Origin of the sequence: Paenibacillus sp. EKM206P, assembly GCF_011066155.1 — a bacterium.
Classification (GTDB): Bacteria; Bacillota; Bacilli; order Paenibacillales; family Paenibacillaceae; genus Paenibacillus; species Paenibacillus polymyxa_D.
Window position 1 is genome coordinate 288,005 of record NZ_JAAMNQ010000005.1, and the last position, 17,444, is coordinate 305,448.

The following is a 17,444-nucleotide window of genomic DNA, read 5'->3' on the forward strand; positions in this document are numbered from 1 at the left end:
GTTGCAGTGTTGGAAGGTTATAAAGACAACCGCGAATCCTAAGTCGAATTGGCTTTTATATAAGGCCAATTCGACTTTTTCATTCAGCAGATGAGCCTAAATCCGTAATGGATAATTTTATATCGAAGGTTACGGGTATTTTGCTGAATTTATAATCCCAATCCTCCTTTACTTTTTTCCACACCTGCGGTTTCTCAATATGCAAATGATCACCAAAACCAGCAACATCGACTTTATATTCTGACTGTAATTTGTGCATAAGAGACTTAATCCTGCGAGTCACTTGTTCTTCAAACTCTTTCTCAGCCTCCTTCATGTTTTGTGTCTCAGTCGGGTCCGCTTTATCATCCCAGTTTTCAATTAAGCGGCCTTTGGATTCAATTTTTACGTGAAACGAGATATCGTTGCTCTCGGTCACCTTCGTTGTTATCTTGCTTTTTACCGATTTGATTTCGTAAGTGATGGCTTCATTCCGCTTGTCATACGTTTTGACAGCTCCGCCCTTAACATCACCTGTAATCCATCCAATACTCTCCACGTCTTGTTGGTCCAAACTGCCTATCCAGTGACCGGTATCTCCTTTAATAATACCAGCACCTGAAAATTCCAATTCCCCATCGGATTCAGTGATGTTTTGCAATATATAGCTTTTTTTGGAATGCATCATCCCATCCAATTCAGACAGATTCACTCCCCTCATTACCTTGCTGGTTCTGAAATGGTTACGAAGCATATACAGAATATGAATGGATGGGACTTCTTCCTTATATTTGGTAACTAAAGTACTAGCTGCTCGTCCCTTGCTTAAAAAGACCAAACAACTCGGGCGAATATCATTATCACGAAGCACAAAATCCATCAATTGCTGCATCGTCTGTTCTTTTGCCAAATCGGTGGAAACCACCATGACCTTTAGATGGTGACCAATAACGGGGCGATCCAAACGGAGAGAGAGTTGGCGGAAGATTTCAAGCAAAGAATCTCCTGTGCCAGTTATGTTGTTATAGTTTGGCTCTTGTCCCCCTCCTCCGCCTTGTTGGTTTGGGCTTCCAGATGATTTTTTGGGGACGATTTGTACGCTGGCCGTAATTTTATTTTTCTTGAAGTAACGGCTGCCTTTCTTCTCCAGATCCTGTTCCAATGGAGTGAGCTCCCCCTTATCCAGAGAAAGTCCTGTATATATGCTAAGTTCCTCTACTTCTTTGCTGCTCCAGCAGCCGACTTGAGTTATAAGCAGAATGAAGGCAAGCAGTAAAGATAGGATGGGCCGTCTACACATTTTGCTTCATTCCCTTCTTCCTGATCATGAACATGATGGAGAGAAATACCGGGATCAAAATAAATAATAGGATTCCCATGTATCCGATCGCATCGCCCAGGCTAAACACTTCCATCATACGAACAGGAGTCATTGTGGAGATAAAGATTAGCGGGATTAAACCGAAAACCGCATAACGATATTTAAAACCAAACACCTGTGAAACACCTAAGGATGCATTGAAGAAAAAACTGCAGGAATTACAAAACATTTGCATCATCCAGATCACTAGCAGTGGAAACTCTAGACGTTCAAAAAGAAATCCGGGGATTTCAAAACTGCGCATCAAATTAATGGTAGGCCAAGTACTTGTCACAGTGGAATCTACCGATAGCCCGCCGATCACCATAACTACGGTCAAAAAGTACAAAATTAAAGGGATACTGATCCCCACTACCATGGCCTTAAATGCTTTCTCGGGGTGCTGCATAAAAGCGACCAGTGTCATGACGACTTCACATCCACTGAAAACAAGGATAGTTGATTTCAGCCCCTTGATGACGGGTAAAACCCCTTCACTCAATACGGGACGAAGATGATCAATTTCAAAAATCCTTAAGCTAAAGAGAAAACAGAGAAGCAGAAAGAAAAGACTGATTGGAAGTACAATCTGGTACAGTCGCGCGATGGGATTAATGCCTCCAAAAACCAAATAACTCCCTACCCAGATAAATGGAATCACAATCGCCCAGATGGGTGTGCCTTCGAGCAGAAAAAACATGGTCACTTCAGCTAACACACGGATTTCAAAGCCGGCTATGATTATGAAATATATAATTAATAACACGCTTAAAAATCCTCCCGGAATCGTGCCCACGATTCTTCTGGAATATTGATATATGGTGTTTCCGGGGAACTGTTGACTTAATTTCACCATGAGCCAGACGACGAATATGACAATACCTCCACCGATGAGGACAGAAAGCCATGCATCTGGAGTCTGTACCTGTTCAGTTACACCCCTCGGCAGTGTCAAAATCCCTGCGCCCAATACGGTATTGGTCAGGAATACAGCCGCCTGCTTCGTTGTGATCTTATCATCAGAGCGTCTAAACACAGTAGCTCCTCCTTCGTCTTGGCATCATGATCTGCGCTTTTTTTGCTGCGTTTTCATCATAACAGGTCTTCGTTTCATCAGAGATATAGGAGCCCGGATGTACATATCCTTCCAATCGCTTGGTCGCATGGGGGAAAAGGGAGTTACATACGGTACGCCAAAGCTTTTCAACTTCGTCAGATGGATACAAATTAACAGAAAGAACAATATGGTTCCGAGCATACCCAGGATTGCTGCAAAGAACATGCCGACGAAACGCAAAAGACGCAAGGTAATGCCCGCACTGTATGTCGGTATCGAAAACGAAGAAATGGCAGTAACCGCAACCACAATCACCAGGAAGGGGCTAACGATGCCCGCATTTACAGCAGCGTCGCCGATGACCAAGCCTCCCACAATGCCCATCGCAGGACCAATGGGTTTGGGCAATCGGATGCCGGCTTCCCGCAGGATTTCGATCGAAATTTCCAGAATCATGACTTCAATGACGGAAGGAAAAGGGACGCCTTGACGGGTCTGAATGATGCTAATGACCAGCTTGGTCGGAATCAAACCGGGATGAAACGAAATAAAAGAGATATATAAAGCAGGGCCCATCAGCGCTATGAAAGCTCCAAAAAATCGCAGCAAACGTAAAAGTGAACCTGGAATCCAGCGTTCATAATAATCCTCGGGAGATTGAAGCAGCATACTGAAGGTCACCGGGACAATAAGTGCAAAGGGAGTCCCGTCCAGCAGAATGGCTATTCTTCCTTCCAGCAATGCATTAATGACACGGTCGGGTCGCTCTGTGTTGTGAACCTGCTGGAACGGACTTAAATAATTGTCTTCAATAAGTTGCTCCACATAACCGGATTCAGCCAAAAAATCCATGTCTATTTTTGATATTCTGCGGTTTACTTCTTCAAGGAGATCCGGATTCACAATATCCTTGATGTACGCGACAACAAGATCTTTTTTGATTCGGCTTCCCACTTGGAATTTCTTCATTTCCAGACTTTTATTTAAGCCCTGGCGTCGAAGCATCGAAGTATTTTCACTTAATACTTCCGTAAAACCGATTCTGGGACCCCGAAGTAATGCTTCAGAGGTTGGTTCATTGACGGAGCGAATGGCGCCATTAGGCGAGCCCACCAGTAGTGCTTCCTTCATTCCTTCAATTAATAAGGCGGTATGACCTAAAAGGATGAACTCGTGCAGTTCCTCCATACTGGTAACTTCACTAATTTGCGTAAGTGGCATCAAGCTATCTTTTATAAAAGAGTTACTTATACTTTCTGGCTGTTCCTGTGGGTCCTGCTGGCCCTCAAACATCAAGACCTCCAATACCTGAGTGCTCATAAGCTTTTCATCCTGCATGCCTTCTATGAAGACTAACACGGACCGAGCATGAAATTTTTTTACCATAAACTCGCGAAAATGCACATCACTATTTTCACCTATAGCCTCTTGGATCGACTTTAAATCGGAATCAAAATTTCCTGTAATTTTGGAGCTTGGTGCATGCTGCTGATCAGCGTGGCCTTCGTTTTGCTCGTCGGAAAGCGGACGATCAGAAGAATGTTTGGATTGTGCCCCCTTACTGCCAACAAAAGAATAAATCGAGGTGTTTATATAATAAATCCCTAAAGGAATAATCAACGCGAGGCCTGCTTGAAAGAGTGTACTCCAGCTGGGAATATAAGAAATTATTTTAGACCACAAGATGACCACCTCCAAACGATTCAATTCATTTCCCCTTAAGATACAAGTTGTCCCTAAAGTATTCCTTATAAAGCTTGTATTTACACATGAATTGGAAAGATTCACTCGATGACACTTCTATTCTTGTTTGGAGCTATCTTGAGTATTTATGATGTATGAGTTCCGGCTCTTACCTTTATCCCTTGAAACGGAATAGGGAAATCCCTAAATATTCTTAATTTGAACTACATTGTGATTCTGATCACATATAGCTCTATCTGCTGTATTAGAATAGAAGCATAAGCAATATTCATAGGAACGTAGGAGATGTCGTCGGATAGGGAGTATCGTCGAATGAATGGAGGAACCGGTATATGATAAACAGTAAACAGAAACTTGTGGTTATAGGGAACGGGATGGCTGGTATCAATACGGTCGAACAAATTTTAAAATTAACGGATAAGTATGAAATTACAGTCTTGGGAAATGAGCCGCATCCGAACTATAACAGGATCATGCTCTCTTATGTATTGGAAGGTAGTAAAACGATTGATGATATCATACTGAACGATTTGCAATGGTACGCGGATCAAGGGATTACTTTATATACAGGAAAAATGGTGAAAAGCATCGACGGTGAGAACAAGAAGATTCACACCGAAGACGGACTGGAAATTGATTATGATGTGGCTTTGGTGGCTACTGGCTCACAATCGTTTATTCTGCCTATTCCGGGTAAAGAATTACCGGGTGTCATTGGTTTCCGAGATATCGCCGATTGCTCGACAATGCTTGAGGCGGCAAAGACCTTTAAAAAGGCAGCTGTCATTGGTGGAGGTCTGTTAGGGCTGGAAGCAGCTAAAGGCTTGGTCAACCTGGGTATGGATGTTACGGTCGTTCATTTAATGGAGGATTTGATGGAACGTCAGCTGGACCGGGAAGCCTCTGCGATGCTAAAAGCAGAACTAGAACGCCAGGGAATCAAGTTTGCTATGCAAATGCAAACTTCGGAGGTGTACGGTCAAGATCGGGTACAAGGATTGCGGTTTTCAGACGGAAGCGAGCTGGAAGCGGATTTGGTCGTTATGGCGGTTGGGATCAAGCCTAATATTCAGGTAGCTGTGCAAAGTGGTATGGAAACGAACCGTGGTATTGTAGTCGATGATTTGATGAGAACCTCTGTGCCGGATGTATATGCTGTAGGGGAATGTGTTGAACACCGCGGAATCTGTTATGGTCTGGTAGCTCCGCTGTTTGAGCAGGGAAGTGTCATTGCCAAACATTTGGCAGGCGCGGAAACTGAAGGTTATATGGGATCGGTGGTTTCCACCAAGCTCAAAATTTCAGGGGTGGATGTTTTCTCAGCTGGCGAATTCATAACCAAGCCTGAACATACGGTGATTGTTGCAAAGGATGAGTGGAAGCGCACCTACAAAAAAGTGCTGCTTCGTGAAAATAAGATTGTTGGAACTGTACTGTTTGGCGATGTGAGCGAATCTGCTAGTCTTCAAAAATATGTGCGTCAGCAAACATTGATGACAGATGAAATATATGGACAGCTCATGGGTACTGGATGCAGCAATCACGGGTCGAAAACATCATCCGCTGAAACGATGGCCGATGATGAAATTGTGTGTGGCTGTAACGGTGTAACTAAAAAGGCCATTGTTGATGCAATTAATGAAAATGGACTGACTACAGTCGATGAAATTAAAGCATGTACCGGAGCAACGCGCTCCTGTGGAGGATGTAAGCCGGTCGTAGAGCAGATTCTACAATATGTTCTTGGAGACAGCTTCAAGACGTCAGCCAAACAAGGAATATGTGGCTGCACAACATTGAGCCGGGACGAGATTGTGGAAGCGATCAAAACCAAGGGGCTGACAACAACACGTGAAGTTATGAATGTACTAGGTTGGCATAATGATGAAGGTTGCTCCAAATGCCGGCCGGCGCTGAATTACTATCTGGGAATGATTAACCCGGATACCTATGAAAATGAGGGGGATTCCCGTTTTGTAAATGAGCGATTGCACGCAAACATTCAAAAGGATGGAACGTTTACAGTTGTTCCTAGAATGTACGGCGGTGTAACGACCCCAGAAGATTTGAAGAAGATAGCAGATGTTTCTCTTAAATACAACGTTAAGGTCGTTAAAGTAACAGGGGGACAGCGGCTTGATTTGATCGGTGTCCGTAAAGAGGATCTGCCTAAAGTATGGGAAGAACTCGATATGCCGTCGGGGTATGCCTACGCGAAGTCACTTCGTACGGTTAAAACCTGTGTTGGATCGCAATTTTGTCGGTTTGGCACACAGGACTCGATGGGAATGGGAGAAGTGTTGGAACGGAAATTCGAACGACTGGATTTCCCAGCAAAATTCAAATTAGCGGTTAATGGATGTCCACGCAACTGTGCGGAATCATGTACCAAAGATATCGGAATCGTAGGTAATGATGGGGGCTGGGAGATCTTTATCGGTGGTAATGGCGGTATTAAAGCGCGGTTGGCTGATTCACTCTGTAAAGTGAAAACCGACGCCGAGTTGATTGATATTGTAGGTAGCGTAATGCAACTCTACCGCGAAACAGGACAATACCTGGAACGTACTTCGGAGTGGGTGGAACGGATCGGTCTGGAAGAGATTCAGAAAGCAGTCGTTCAGGATACAGCTAATCGACAAGCTTTAGTAGAACGCATCGAATTTGCACTACAACAGGTCGAAGACCCTTGGAAAAAGATCATCAATGATGAGGATACACGCAAAAATCTATTTGAGGTTGTCACTCCGTCTATTGTGTAATTGTATCTAAAATGCCTGAGGAAGGGAGCGATCAAGCAAATGATCAAAAATGCCGAATGGCTTGTCGTCGGTCACAGTAAGGATTTTCCGATCAGAATAGGACGTACCATCCACATCAAAGGTGCCGAAATTGCTGTTTTTCGCACTTCGGAGAATGAGCTTTATGCCGTTGAAAATATCAATCCTCATCCCAAAAGAGGTCCTCTTACAGAGGCGATAGTATCTGGTCATTATATCTATGATCCTTTATATGACTGGAAAATTGATCTGCAGACAGGCATCGTTCAAGAGCCTGATCACGGACAAGTTAAAACGTTCGCCGTTTGTGAAGAGGGAGAAGAAGTAAAAATATCGCTTGAAACGGTTTAGTTCGTTTGATGGAATACAAATAAAAAGGGCTCGACAGGGACAATCCTGTTGGGCCCTTTTTTCGTCTTGGATCAGGTAATGGTAATGCCTGCACTTGCATAACCCGCCACGGTGTTGACGAGGGAGGCTCCTGTAGCTGTTGCTGAGAAGACCATAAGTAGGCGGGTCTGCGCGGTTACGGGTATAGCCAATCCGGTAGTAATACCACTAGAGATCGTTCCTAGAGCAATGATGCCAGCCAGCGGGGGAGCCAATGTAACGGTAGCTCCGGGAACCGCTGTAAAGATGTTATTAGGTGTGGGGGAACTAAACAACTGGGCAGTAATGCTAACGGATGATGCTAAAAGGGTCAGTGCAGCCGTTGTACTGAAGTAACCAGAAATAGATGTAATTACGCCATCCCGTGGTATGGAAAAAGCAAAGTTAATCAGAGGTCCTACAAGTGTGCCTGTGAGGTCAATGGTATCGCCTACGAGGCTAATACCTGTTGCTGAGCTTCCAAAGCCGATTAAACTTGTAGTCCCTACCAATCCGCCAAGAACGGTTGTCAGTATAGCAGGTCCGCCCGAAGCAAACGGGATGATTGCCCCCGAGCCGGTGGCTCCCGTAACTCCTGTAACGCCCGTAACACCCGTGGCCCCGGCAGGTCCGACAGCACCTGTAGCGCCGACAGGTCCGGCAGGGCCTTCCGGTCCGGCGGCCCCGATAGGCCCAGCGGCGCCGACAGGTCCAGCCGCCCCAACTGGCCCCGCAGGCCCGGCAGGGCCAACAGGTCCAGCCGCTCCGATAGGTCCGGGAGGCCCTTGTGGCCCTGGTCCACCTGCTGGCCCAGGCGCACCGCCGGGTCCCACCGCTCCTGGAGGTCCTGGAGGCCCTGGAACCCCTGGAGGCCCTGGGGGTCCTTGTGCACCGGGCTCCCCTGACAAGTATGTTTCACCTAATACGTTGCTAACCATCGTTCCAGCGATTCTGATCGCGTTGATTAAGCTGTCCTTAAGAGCAGGATCGAGGGATTCTTGTAAAACGATGGACAATAGCGCATCCAGCAATTGTTGCAGTGCAGTACCTACGCCGATCGGCGAGAAAGGTGTAGCTTCTAACGCAACAATAGCAAGCTCCAGCGCTGCCAGTAAGTCTGCCTTGGCCCCGCCGCGAAGCCTTAAGCTTTTCGCCAGAGACAACAGACGTCTTAAAACCTGTTGCAAGGAAGATACATTAGCCGCAGAAGGGTTTGCGAACACGATGGGGATAATCGCGGTCATTTCATTAATCAGCCTGAGAAGATCTTCGATACTTCTATTTACTCTTGTTGGTTTACAGTCTTCATCTTTTTTTGATGCACCACTGAACCTGAACGGTTTTTTATGTTTCATGCTCAAATATCTCCTCCAGATCGTTCTTCCTACAGTAGAGGTGACAGGTGGTTCATCGCCCCGTTTCGCAGATACTCATAATATATTTTCTGAAGCGAAAAGGGTGAATGACCAAGCAAAAATGATTGTTGAAGGCTCCTACATAAAATACACATAAAAAATACGGCCCCCCGAAAAGCTTGGAGGCCGCGTTGTATTGGCTATACTCATCTGATCTATGAAACTTGAAAATTCTTATTTAAGCATACGTACTAACAGTTCAGCCATCTCACCTCTGCTGATAGCCGCTTTTGGTTTGAGCGTTCCATCTGGATAACCGCTGATCCAGCCGGAGGATACTGCATTTTGGAATGCTGCGGAGGCCCACGCTGAAATCTGCTGCTCATCCTTGTAGGATTGCAGTGCAGTAGTGCTGGAAATGGATGTCTGATTCTGCATCGCGTGTGACAGGATCACCATCGCCTGTTCACGGGTAAGGCTTTCATCAGGTCCGAAAGTTTGAGCGGTTAGCCCTTGAATCCATCCCTGACGGTAAGCAGAATCCACAGCTGATCCAGCCCAGTGTCCCTTCATATCTGTAAATGAGGTAGAAGGGCTCTCATCTCCAGCAGTTCCCAATGCTCTGGTCAGTATGGCTACAAATTCTGCACGGCTTACAGCGCGCTCAGGACGTATGTTGCCGTCTTTATAGCCTTGTATCCAGCCTTTGTCTGCAAGAGATTGCAAGGACTTCGCAGCCCAATGGCCTTGTACATCTGGCCATACTTGAGCTAGCTCTTGCGAATCTGACGAATTGATTGGGGCATTTTGCACACGGGTATGACCGGTTTGAGGCTTTGCATCTGTGGCGATGGCAAAGGTACCTAACCCGGTCGTATTCAGACTCACACCCGACAAAATCCCTTTTGAATCCATTACAGCAGTACCTTTTAGAATCTCACGCTCGCCATTCTCATGAATAACAAGAATGGAGAACTGGGGCTCTGCATTGTGTAACTCACCTAAGGATTCGTTATCCAGCGGTAGAATGATGGTCGATGTCCCTGTCACATTAGCTTTGATGTCTGTAACCGGACCCATCGGCGTCAGGCTGGATTGTTGCTCAGCCCAATCACGGATCTGCTGTGCACGCTGTACATCTACCTGCTGGAATGACAATGTAACGTCCTGCTGACCTGAGGCCATGCTGGTTAAGGTGTCACTGGATATCCTCAGTGTTCCATATCGGGATATTACCGATGCACCCATCTTATCCCACTTATTCAGTAAAGAATGAGGAAGGAGAACACGACTCATTTGTTTTTCCTGCTCCAAACGAATGTCTGCGTATGCTTTGCCCTCACGAAGTGCTTGCTGTATCTGCTCATCCAGAAATGCCGGCGAAGGAACAAAGAGGGAGAACTCTTTCCCTTGTTCGGAAAATCCGATCTGTGGCACGAAAGTAGATAGATCCTCAGTCTTATCTTTGTTAGATTTGCCTGTATTCGCAATTACCTTGGCAGGAACGGTCACTTCTATGGCTTGCGTCAAAGCATGAGAACCATCACTTACCCTCATAACATCCAGCATGATAGTTACAACGGAAGGAGTACCTGCTTGAACAATAGTTCCGTCTGTACGCACGATGTCTGGCTGGCTACTGCTGCTGATGGTCACACGGAAACCATCAGGTACAACAGGCAACCTGAGCAATGTATCACTTATTGTAGGAGGTGTTATGCTTGTGATGGAATCGGCAACGCGCTGCGCGGTTAACCCTTGCGGATACACTAGCCCTGACGGAGCGCTCTTCATGCCATTTACGTTCTGTAGCACATAGTAGGTGGCTCCTTCAGGAACGGGTATAAATGTATATCTACCCTCTCCGGAAGCAATTCCTTCCGCTATAAGCTCCTGCTGAGCATTGTACAGCTCAAGCCGTGCGTTCGGTAAGGCGCCTGTAACGATCACAGAGGCTATATCCTCATTGCCTGCTGCGGCTGTAACAGCACGAGGCAGCACGTTTATATGGCGTTCTGCAGGCTCTGCCGTCCAACCCCCGTTGTCGCTATAAGCATAGTTCAATACATATACACCAGGTACATTTGTATCAACCTTCCCGCTACCTGAAAGCTCAGGGAGCAGGATATTGCCGTAAACACTGTCCAGTACGCTGGCTCCTGGATCAGTGAAGCTGTCGCCGGTTTCCAGAACAATTGGATTACTGCCGTTCAATCGTACGTAAGGTGTATTCGGCAATGCCTTCAGCACTGTGATCGTGAATGTTCTTTGTACAGAAGCTGCACCTTTAGAAATAATGGCAATTAATTGTACATTCGCATCACCGTCTGTATATTTAGGCCGATTCACCTGACCACTATTGCTGAGGATATCCGGTTGATCCGAAGACCAGTCAATCTGGGTGTCAAATGCTCCTGTACGAGGCAGAGCAATGGAATCCTTAATCCCTTGCGGATAATCCAAATTTAGTGTATTTGCTGCCAAATTTACGGCTTCATCAGCACTTACGGGCAGTGCGGGCACGAGCAGGCTGAATGTTTTTCGCAGCTCAACCCCGCCTCGTGACACAACTGCTTCCAGCGTGATGGTCTGATCGCCTTGCACATAGCTTGGGAATGTTACATGCCCCGTATGATCCAGGAACTGGGGCTGAGTCGATGACCATGACACCTGAACACCATTCAATGCGTCTTTTGGCAAATATACGTCTCCGGTTACTGTAGTCATTGGCAACTCAAGCGCCCTGTATGCTGCGTCAACGGCTTCTGTATCGCTCATGGGCAGACGGAATACATGCGCAGTAAAATTCTTTGTTTTCGTTAAGCCTGCAAGTTGCAGGGTAGCCGTTAGGATAACGTCAGTATCTCCACTACTATAAGAGGGTCTGGTGAGTGTTCCATCTGCTGCAATAACAAGAGGTTTGGACGAGGACCATTCGATCTGCGTACCACCATAACCGGATAATGGGAGAGATATATTTTCTGTCAGCGCAGACAAATCGCCAAGCGAGAGGGCACCTGCTGCTTGATCCAATGTATCATGTGCAGTTATCTTCGGTACGGTAACTTCGAAAGTTTGAGTATCCGAGGCGATTCCTTTTGCAATCGTAGCTGTCAGTTTTACTTTTCGGTCACCCAGATCGTACCGCGGGCGTGTGACAGCCCCCTCATTCGTAATGACGTCAGGAGTATCCGAACTCCAGCTCACCGTCGTATCATTCAATCCAGTGAGGGGTAGTGTCAGATTTTGAGATACCGAATCAGCTGTATCTCCAGATGCAAAGCCTAAAGCAAGAGCGGCTTTTGCCTGTGCAACTCTCTCGGCATCGGTAAGTATAATCACTTTAACCTCTGAGGGAGTGCTCTCCCCTTTAGCATTCACAGCCTGAACCGTATAAATTGCTTCACCTGGCGGCAAGGCTGAAGTGTCTATGAATTGGGTTAAGCTGCCTGTATAGAGCGTTACGCTATCTCGTATGACTTTGTATGATGTTGCATAAGGAACAGCATCCCAGCTTAACTCCACTGTATTTCCATTTTTGGTTCCTGCAAAATGGCCCGGAGCCTGTGGAATAGGCAATTGCTCCCCATAAGCTGCGAATTCCATGATGGAAGTCCATTGATTGTTTCTTGCATTTCCTTGATCAATAGTTAATCGCAAGTATCGTGTAGTTACAGGGGCAATGCTCTTTTCAACATTAGAGCTTTCATTATTCTGGACGGTATCTACAGTCACCCAATTAATTCCGTTGCTGCTTGTCTGCAATCGGAAACTGTATGGATCACGTTGATCGTTCCATCCATAATGGACACCCATACCTGTAACAACATATCGATCTACGGTATACCAATCTCTCAGATCTACCTGGATCCATTTTTCACCATTGCTTGCCTGATACCAGCGGCTTGTTGGCTCGATTGACCCATCTACCGCTCTGGAGGGATCATAGGGTTGCGTGTAACCGCTTGAGCTTACAGGCTTGTGCAACACTACATTTTCCCAACCGGCAGCATGTGCCTCATTCGTCCCTATGAGCAGGAACGCACCGCCGATGAATGGCAGCAATGGAACCAGCAACCGATAGGGTTTCAATTTGTTGCGTGTGAAGTTATTGCCTTCGAGCACGCTATCACCTCTTCTTTATTAAATAGCACACTATTGAGCGTATTCATCTTATGGGCGGGACGGGTATGCCCCTTCGGTTGCGATGTAGTAGTTTACATTTGGCAACGGGGAAGCTCCGCGCAAGTCAGGCAATGCAAATGTGCTCATTCCATCGCCGCCAAAATTAGTGCCCAGCAGGCTAAATAATGCTGAATTCTGAGCAATGCTCAAGATCTGGCCCTCGCATTTTAGCCATCCCTTAGGAGCGAACATGTACGGGTACACCGTAATTTCCCCAATATAAGGCTCATAACCTGCATGTGCCTGTTTGGGACTGATTGCCGTTCCACCTAACAAAATGACCGCTAACAAACTCAACACAGCGGTTTTCTTCCAAAAATGATTCTTCATACCTACAACTCCTTTTTAGATTCGAATAATGGCCCACGAATTCAACGAATTTGTGACATTAGTCATAGAATGAATAGATATTATCATGGATTTCTACATTTGACACTACAGTTCATCTATCAAATTCACCTTTTTATTCCTTTTGTGAGCAAAGAAATTTATTCCATCCCACCTATCGTCCATGCATCTTTTTTCTAATCCAGGTAAATCTATATACAAATCCTATGGAAGTAAAGGAGGAAAGAACGTGTGGCAGGTCATCGGAACTCATATACCCAAATGGAACGTATGGATAGAAGCTGCCTTTTTGTTCATCATACCTTTGATTATTTTTCTGACGGTACGACAAATTAAAGCGATGGATGGTCGAGAGAGCAGACGTATGGAACGATTAAAGCTTCTAGAAGAAGAAGACCGTTCGGAGCAGGCAGATCGCAACCCGTCTGTAAGTGAGGCAGAGAAGGAAAAGGGAACCTTTACCGAAGATTATGAGGCGAATATAGAAAAAGTCAGACAAGCCGTCTCGGAAATGTCGGATGTAAACGAACGATCTTTTTTTCTGGAAAAACTGAACGCTGTAGGCACGCTTTTTTTTGTGGATGGCTTAACAGATAAGGTTGGCATGGATCAGAACATTTTAAAGCCACTGATGGATTGGGGGAGTTCCGGGCAAGGGGGGGAAGATCTTCCGAGAGGAGAAGAGCTTCGGAATATGTTTATTCGTCAGGTCATGCTGGTATCGGAAACAGAGTATACGTTAGAGGTGCAGTTCTCCTTGCAAAAGGTGCTGTTCGGTTCTGTCATACTCATGATTCAGGGCATACCAGGGGCTTTTGTGTTGGGTACACCCAAAGGGAATACACGAGGGGTGGAAGACCCTATATCGGAATCGGTGCTGCGAGGACCACGAGTCGGTTTTACCGAGACCCTCAGCGATAATACCGCAATGCTGCGCAGACATGGAGAAAGTACGGAACTGGCCATGTCGTCCTTCAAAGTTGGAAAAAGAGTGGAAAAACAGCTAATGGTGGTGTATTTCAGAGACATTGCCGACCCGGAGCTTGTGGATGAGGTGAAGCGGCGGGTCAAAACCATTGATATGGATGAGGTATTGGAGTCGGGCTATGTGGAGCAGCTTATTGAGGATAATTTTCTTAGCCCCTTTCTGCAAATTCAAAATACAGAGAGACCGGATCGGGTCATGGCTGCATTACTGGAGGGACGTGTGGCGATTCTGCTGGACGGTACACCTTTTGCGCTTCTTATGCCAGTAACGTACGGGATGATGCTTCAGTCTCCAGAAGATTATTATGAACGATGGATACCGGGGTCGCTTATACGATTCCTTCGTTTTATAGCAACTTTCATATCGTTGTTCGCCCCGGCGCTCTATATCTCCTTTATCTCGTTTCATCCCGGATTGATTCCAACCAAGCTGGTCATTTCCATTATCAGTGCAAGACAGGGGGTTCCGTTTTCGACGCTGGTTGAGGCCCTGATTATGGAGATTTCTATCGAAATTTTACGTGAGGCGGGACTTCGGCTCCCCAAACCCATCGGTCCAGCGATGGGCATCGTCGGCGGTTTGATTATCGGACAGGCCGCTGTTGACGCCGGGATTGTAAGTCCGATCCTCGTTATTGTGGTTGCAGTCACGGCGATTTCTTCCTTTTCCTCCCCTGTATACAGCGCTGGGATTTCCATGCGTGTCATGCGCTTTGGAGCCATGTTTACGGCGGCCACCTTCGGGTTGTATGGCGTGATCATGTTTTTCCTGATGCTGAGCATTCATATGGTTAAATTACACAGCTTCGGTGTGCCGTTCCTGAGTCTGACGACCCCCCGTTCGTTGAAAGACTGGAAAGATTACTTCATACGAGCACCGATACAATTTATGAAAAACAGACCCATTCTATTGAAGCATAAAGATCCTAAGCGACAAGGATGAGCTCGACACAGGAGGGAGCAAGATGGCCCGTGGGAAAAAAGCGGATAAAATTACAACGTTGCAGACAACGGCAATTGTGGTTTCCTTTATGCTGGCTGCCGGGTTGCTTACCCTTCCCAGAGTAGCAACTGAAGTTGCAAAAACACCGGATGCGTGGATATCTGTCATTTTAGCAGGGGCGGGCACTTTCCTGCTCGGATGGATTATGATCAAACTAAGTTCAAGGTTTCCAGAAAGTACCTTTTACCAGTATGTTCAGCGGATAACAGGCAAAGTCATTGGCAAAGGGATTGGTATGCTGATTGTTATTTATTTTGTTTGTATAGCCGCATTTGAAATCCGATCTGTGGAGGAAGTAACGTCGTTCTTTCTGCTTGAAGGCACTCCGGCGTGGGCGATTTCAGCACCTTTTATGTGGCTCTCTCTGTACCTATGCATGGGAGGAGTAAGCTCTTTAGGTAAAATATGCCAATTAATTTTCCCGATTACGACGGCTATCTTTTTGTTGATATGCTTGCTGAGTTTAAATATTTTCGAATTGAATAATTTGCGTCCTGTCTTGTCGGAGGGGGTGATGCCAGTGTTTAGAACGCTCAAGACTACAATCCTGACATTAACGGGGACAGAGTCCTTGCTGATTATTTTTTGTCGGATGGAAAAACCCGAGAAAGCAACCAAGGCAATCGGACTGGCGATCGGGATCGCGGTCGCTTTTTATACAGCAACGCTGATCCTGTGCATTGGCGCTTTTTCGTTCGAAGGAGTCTTGAGCAGAACCTGGCCATTTTTAGATTTGGCTCGCAGTTTTGAAGTGGAGTACCTGTTATTGGAACGGTTCGAATCCTTATTGTTGACCATTTGGATCATGCAAATTTTTTCCACATTTAGTATTGCTTTTTATTGCGCTTCGCTCGGAGTTTCTCAAATTTTGAATAGCTCGTATTCCAAGACGCTGTTCATTTTGCTTCCGATCATCTACTTCCTGTCCCAAATTCCCAAAAATCTGAATGAGTTATTTTCTTTCGGAACGATCCTGGGGAATGCAGCTTTCATTTTATTCGCTCTGCTTCCACTGCCACTGCTGCTTATTTCTCGCTGGAGGAGGGTGCGGTCATGACGAGGGCACGGTCAGCATTACTCGGAATGGCTGCTCTCCTGATATGCAGTATACTTTCAGGCTGCTGGAGCAGTTCTCCGGTGGAGGATCTGAATCTGGAGACAGGCATTGCTATGGATATAGCGGAAGAATCTTTGCAAGAAGAACAAATTAATCGAAAAGGAGGAGATTATCCAAAGAAGGAGTTAATTACAGGAACCTTTCAATTTATCATTCCAGAAGAAAGCGGTGGATCCAACACTTCTTCTCCACAAGCTAAAAAATTTTTTAATATTACGGAAACGGGAGATTCCATTTTTGAAATGATCAGAGAAATTTCATTGCGGACCAATCGTCCTCCCATCGGGCAACATTTGAAAACGATTATTATCAGCTCAAGTCTGCTTCGCAAGATTCCCTTGTATGAGTTACTGGACTTTTCCTTGGGGGATAATGATATTCGGCTCAGCGTACAGTTGCTGATTAGTACAGACAAGGCGGGGAATACGCTTCAGGAGAAAATTCCTGGTCAGATTCCTGCTTATATTTTAAAGGATATATTCCAAAACCGTAAACGGAATGCGCGGTTGATAAAGCCCGTGGCTTTGGCTAAAGTGATCGGACCCATGAAGGGTGAAAGAAGCTTTATATTACCTAATGTCATTACGGCGGAGAATGAAATCAAGCTCGCAGGTGCGGGAATCATTAAGGGAAAGACGCAAACCTACGGTGGTTATCTGAATGAGTCAGAGGTTGAAGGTCTTATGTGGATCAAAGGCGATCTGAAGGGAGGCGTGCTGAAAAGCAGCGATCCGAAGACTGGGAAAAATATAGCATATGAGATCAAAGCGGTGAAAAGCAAGATCAAGGCCATCGTTCAGGGGGATGACATTTTCTTTCAGGTAAAAATGACCTCAGAGGGACGCATTTCGGAGGTTTTAAACAAAAGTGAAAATTTGCGTAGCAACGAAGTGCTTGGAAAAGAGGAGAGTCTTTTTCAGGAGAGAGTGAATTCATTAGCTGAACAAACGTTAGCTAAAATGCAAAAGCTGAAGGTTGACGTCGGAGGTTTCGGAGAAGCCTTGAGGATTCAGCATCCTAAAGTTTGGCGTAAGGTCAAAGAGGATTGGGATACCACTTTTAGCACCATTCCTGTACGGTTTAGCACAGATATCCATATTGAAGATTACGGCTCTTCGATTACGACGGCAGACTAGTTTGCACGTATTTTAGAAAAACCTTCAATACCACGAATCTACGTGGCGTTGAAGGTTTTTTAGG

At 45.9% G+C, this 17,444-nt stretch carries 11 protein-coding genes; 5 read left to right on the forward strand and 6 right to left on the reverse strand.

The window, feature by feature from the left end:
* Window positions 1–79: 79 nt before the first annotated feature.
* From G9G53_RS13535 to G9G53_RS13545, 3 genes are read right to left on the reverse strand one after another with little or no spacing between them, the layout of a single operon-like run.
* Window positions 80–1,279, reverse strand: coding sequence for a Ger(x)C family spore germination protein (locus G9G53_RS13535; protein ID WP_165148246.1), 1,200 nt, complete (start codon window positions 1,277–1,279; stop codon window positions 80–82).
* Window positions 1,272–2,375 (reverse strand): GerAB/ArcD/ProY family transporter, encoded by a 1,104-nt coding sequence (locus tag G9G53_RS13540; protein ID WP_165148249.1) that lies wholly within the window; start codon window positions 2,373–2,375, stop codon window positions 1,272–1,274. Before G9G53_RS13540 ends, G9G53_RS13535 begins: the two co-directional genes overlap by 8 nt.
* Before the next feature lie 24 nt (window positions 2,376–2,399).
* Window positions 2,400–4,079, reverse strand: coding sequence for a spore germination protein (locus G9G53_RS13545; RefSeq protein WP_165148252.1), 1,680 nt, complete (start codon window positions 4,077–4,079; stop codon window positions 2,400–2,402).
* A 353-nt stretch (window positions 4,080–4,432) separates the two neighbouring features.
* Between G9G53_RS13545 and nirB the strand changes: the two genes are divergently transcribed.
* A complete protein-coding gene (gene nirB / locus G9G53_RS13550) occupies window positions 4,433–6,862 on the forward strand; it encodes a nitrite reductase large subunit NirB (protein WP_165148255.1) in 2,430 nt (809 codons plus the stop codon).
* Between the two features lie 39 nt (window positions 6,863–6,901).
* Window positions 6,902–7,231 (forward strand): nitrite reductase small subunit NirD, encoded by a 330-nt coding sequence (gene nirD, locus G9G53_RS13555; RefSeq protein WP_165148258.1) that lies wholly within the window; start codon window positions 6,902–6,904, stop codon window positions 7,229–7,231.
* Window positions 7,232–7,302: 71 nt separating this feature from the next.
* On the opposite strand, the gene G9G53_RS13560 is transcribed toward nirD, so the two are convergent.
* From G9G53_RS13560 to G9G53_RS13570, 3 genes are all read right to left on the reverse strand, one after another.
* Window positions 7,303–8,604: an exosporium glycoprotein BclB-related protein gene (locus G9G53_RS13560; protein ID WP_165148261.1), complete on the reverse strand. Its 1,302-nt coding sequence runs from the start codon at window positions 8,602–8,604 to the stop codon at window positions 7,303–7,305.
* 234 nt (window positions 8,605–8,838) lie between these two features.
* Window positions 8,839–12,729 carry an immunoglobulin-like domain-containing protein gene (locus G9G53_RS13565; protein ID WP_165148264.1) on the reverse strand — a complete coding sequence of 1,297 codons (3,891 nt, stop codon included), beginning with the start codon at window positions 12,727–12,729 and terminating at the stop codon, window positions 8,839–8,841.
* A gap of 48 nt (window positions 12,730–12,777) precedes the next feature.
* Entirely contained in the window at window positions 12,778–13,119 is a 342-nt protein-coding gene (locus G9G53_RS13570) for a phage tail protein (RefSeq protein WP_029515877.1), read from the reverse strand.
* Window positions 13,120–13,366: 247 nt separating this feature from the next.
* Between G9G53_RS13570 and G9G53_RS13575 the strand changes: the two genes are divergently transcribed.
* Genes G9G53_RS13575 through G9G53_RS13585 form a run of 3 tightly spaced genes read left to right on the forward strand, consistent with a single transcriptional unit; the run spans window position 13,367 to window position 17,380 of the window.
* On the forward strand, window positions 13,367–15,067 hold the full coding sequence (locus G9G53_RS13575; RefSeq protein ID WP_165148267.1) for a spore germination protein: 1,701 nt from the start codon (window positions 13,367–13,369) through the stop codon (window positions 15,065–15,067).
* A gap of 22 nt (window positions 15,068–15,089) precedes the next feature.
* Window positions 15,090–16,184 (forward strand): GerAB/ArcD/ProY family transporter, encoded by a 1,095-nt coding sequence (locus G9G53_RS13580; protein WP_165148270.1) that lies wholly within the window; start codon window positions 15,090–15,092, stop codon window positions 16,182–16,184.
* Window positions 16,181–17,380, forward strand: coding sequence for a Ger(x)C family spore germination protein (locus G9G53_RS13585; RefSeq protein ID WP_165148273.1), 1,200 nt, complete (start codon window positions 16,181–16,183; stop codon window positions 17,378–17,380). The genes G9G53_RS13580 and G9G53_RS13585 overlap by 4 nt, the downstream gene beginning before the upstream one ends.
* The last annotated feature ends 64 nt before the right edge of the window (window positions 17,381–17,444 follow it).